Raw genomic sequence first — 3,235 nt, forward strand, 5'->3', positions numbered from 1 at the left:
CTCCAGGAGGCAGCAGCCATCGATCGCTTCTTTTAGGGATCCGCTTCTCTCGTTACGTTTCCACCACAAGCGGCCCTCAGGGTCGACCCCGTACTCCAAAGGATTGATGGGCTTGGAGGCAAAAGAACGCCCCAACGGACCGGATACCCCAGTGTGACCGGATTGGCTTTTTTTCGCGATCGTTTTGGGAATCTCGGCCAACACCTCCTGGGCAGAAGCCACCCGGCTTTCCAGGAGGGCTCGATCCCTGAAGCCTCGCCATTCTCCTCCTGCAATCACCTATCGAACCGCATTGCCTTCCACCTCGATCCCTTGACTCCGGTCGGCAAGCCAAGGCTCCCGATCTTTGGGAGGATTCCAAGAATCACTCGTAGAGCCTGGCCTCACTTGGCTCAAGGCGACATACGGAAACCCCCTCTCCTTCCAGCGCTTCCAAGCTCAACGGGCTTTTCCCTTCCTCCATCAAAAAGAAACGTTCTTTCTTCGATCCCCAATCGTCGTTGGAGTATCACGAGCAACCCTAGAAGACTCTTCGAATCCGCCCCGTTTGCCCGCAAAAATTTTTACAAGAAAACCGGAACTCCTTGAGCATGGGTCCCAATCTGGAAGAACAACTGGGCGCCGATCCGCTCGGTGATCCCGGCTCTCTCCATAACGGGCCAGTCCCTCCGGCCCTCCCCCTCAAAGGACACACGGGAAAGATCATACAGCACAAGACTCGCTCTCCGAAGGCGACCCTCGCGATAGAGAGCTTCTTTTCCACCCAGCTCCAAACCCGCTTTCAACCATCCCATCGTCCGGTATAGCTCCTCTTCCTCCAAGTCCTTTGCTTTGCACCCCACAGGATTCCGTTACAACCCTCCGCCTTGCTTTCTCCCGCAACGCACACTTGGAAAGAGGGAAAAAAATCCGCACCAAAAGAGATCACTTTACCCAACCGCCGCTTCCGCTCCCTTCTCACCCCTGCAAGCACTTCCTCGAGACGCCACCTTCGCGACACCTCTTCCGATACCCCGAACTCCCCATCATCGAAGGCCTCCCCCACCTGTAAGCCCTCCAGGCGCACAAGCTTCTGCCCTTTTTACACTTGCGCGAACAAGCTTTTGCGTTTTGACCGGGAGCCGCCTTTCATGGGCCTAGTTCCTTGTCTTCACCTTTTCCTCACCCGGGAGGACGGCCGAACCCCCACTTCCCGGCACATCTTCCCGTCGCGATCGGCACGGAGGTCCTGGATATACATGCCTAGAGCTTACATTCAGAACCTCTTCACACATTGACCCTACACACTTTTCCATAAGTCCTTGAGTTGCCGCTACAAAGATCAAAAACCTGAGGAAGGCAAGCTTGGGCCCATCGAGCGCTTTTCCGCTAAAAACTCATCGAAACGTGCTCTCACTCGAGGTGTCTAACAAGCCAGTCGCGCTTGCCAAGCTATTGACTTCCCCGGCTGGGAGCCTCTCTCCGGAACCCGAGGGCTTCCGGCTAAGTAATTCTACGGGCCCTTCCAGATGAGCGGCCAAAAACATCCTTGGCTTCAACAGGGGTGAAAAGCCTCTTTTTGACCCGGTCTTTCTCGGATGAGCTTTCCACCAAGCGCGTATAGCTTGATCGCTGTCCTCTCCCTTCGAACGAAGCCGCAGGGTGTGAAGGAAGAGAAGCTAGCATTATCCTGATTACCTCTACCCATGAAGTCATCGCCAAAATGGCCGATTTTCCTTCATACGCGCTTGGCTCTGGACAAAAACACTGCGAAAGCCCGGTCGGCTTGCCCGCACGGAATTGACAAGTGCAGAGCCGGGAAGGGATGGCGGTCACGTCTTTGGGAGGTTTTTATCCGATGAAAAAGCGCCGAACCCGAAAAACGCACCTCCGGGAGCAGAAAGGGTCCGGATTTTATCGGCGGATGGACCGTTTGGGGGCGGTGGCAAAGACGGAAAGACTTGCTTGCAGAAAAGGGGTAGATAGAAAAGAGAAAAACCGTAAACGGGATTTGGCAGGGGATTAACCGGCCGAGCGAAGGCTTGATCGCCACCTTGCTTTCATAGGTGGTCCGGATCCCGCAACCAGGCAGTTAAAAAAAAGAGCTGAGAGATCGTGAGTTCCTCCTCCCTCTGTCTTGTTATCTTGGGCATGCACCGGAGTGGCACCTCGGCGCTGGCGGGATGCCTAGTACGGCTGGGGGTGCCGTTGCCCGGCGAAAAGCTCCCGCCGGCCGATGATAATCCCTTGGGTTTCTGGGAAACGACCAAGCTCACCCTGATCCACGACCTTTTGCTTAACGAGCTGGGTCGATCGTGGGATATGGTAGCGCCCCTCCCAGAGGGTTGGGAACATACGGAGGCGTTTGCCAAAGCAAGGCGAAGACTGTTGGAATGGCTCCAGGCGGAAACGGCCAACCTTCCGCTCTGGTTCGTGAAAGATCCCCGAACGTGCCGCCTACTTCCCCTGTGGACTTCGGTGTGGGCCGAGCTTGGTGTCGACCCTCGATTCATTGTAATGATCCGCCATCCCGAAGAGGTCGCTCAGTCTCTTGCCGCACGCGATGGGATGGAGCTGAAGCAGGGAAGGGCTTTGTGGTGCGTCTATACAGGGGAGAGTCTCGAGCGAACTCAGGGTTCCCGTAGAGTCATCCTAACATATGAGAAACTTCTAGCGGATCCAGTGGGAGAGCTCCAAAACCTGGAAAACCGATTGGGATTTTCTTTTCCTCTCCCGGTTTGGCATGCACGAGAGGATATCCTTGGGTTTTTGGATCCTAAACTTAGGCATCACACACGTGTCAAAAAGGGGGGTAATACTTCGAAGAGTCGTTTGGATGAACTCTACGAGGCTGCTGCACAGGGTTACTGGCCGAGGGAACTGGCTTTGAGTGTGTGGCAAGAGTATGCCTCGTTTTTAGAAGAAGAGGCACGATCGCACCGGCGTCGTGTGGAACAGCGGGTCCTTGCGGCCACGAAGGTTGCTCCAGTCCCTTTCTGTCGCGTGACTGTGCCAGTCGGGAAAGAGGAAGGTATTGGAGCAGGATGTTTTCTTCTTTTTCCCGGAGAATGGGATCGGCTAGAAATTCCAATTTTTCACACCGAAGGACTTCGTCATCGAGCGCTTCGGATCGATCCCCTGAATCAGATTGGGGTGGTGCGACTTGCGTCCCTGAGATTCCTTTCTGCTTCGGAAAAGAAGGAGCTTGGGAGCTTTGTGTTCCCGAAGGATATCCAGCGAGTGACCGGAGGGCCGG

General features: G+C 55.2%; 2 protein-coding genes and 1 pseudogene. 1 reads left to right on the top strand and 2 read right to left on the bottom strand.

Annotated features, from left to right (window positions below; translation table 11 throughout):
- Positions 1–279: pseudogene (locus tag KK925_RS09860) on the bottom strand (IS1634 family transposase); the annotation flags it as partial.
- A gap of 284 nt (positions 280–563) precedes the next feature.
- Positions 564–842 (bottom strand): hypothetical protein, encoded by a 279-nt coding sequence (locus KK925_RS09865; protein WP_174583570.1) that lies wholly within the window; start codon positions 840–842, stop codon positions 564–566.
- A 1,252-nt stretch (positions 843–2,094) separates the two neighbouring features.
- Between KK925_RS09865 and KK925_RS09870 the strand changes: the two genes are divergently transcribed.
- The coding region (locus tag KK925_RS09870) for a sulfotransferase family protein (protein ID WP_174583571.1) at positions 2,095–3,235 on the top strand (1,141 nt) is incomplete at its 3' end.

The sequence above is a fragment of the Candidatus Methylacidithermus pantelleriae genome, assembly GCF_905250085.1.
GTDB lineage: Bacteria > Verrucomicrobiota > Verrucomicrobiia > Methylacidiphilales > Methylacidiphilaceae > Methylacidithermus > Methylacidithermus pantelleriae.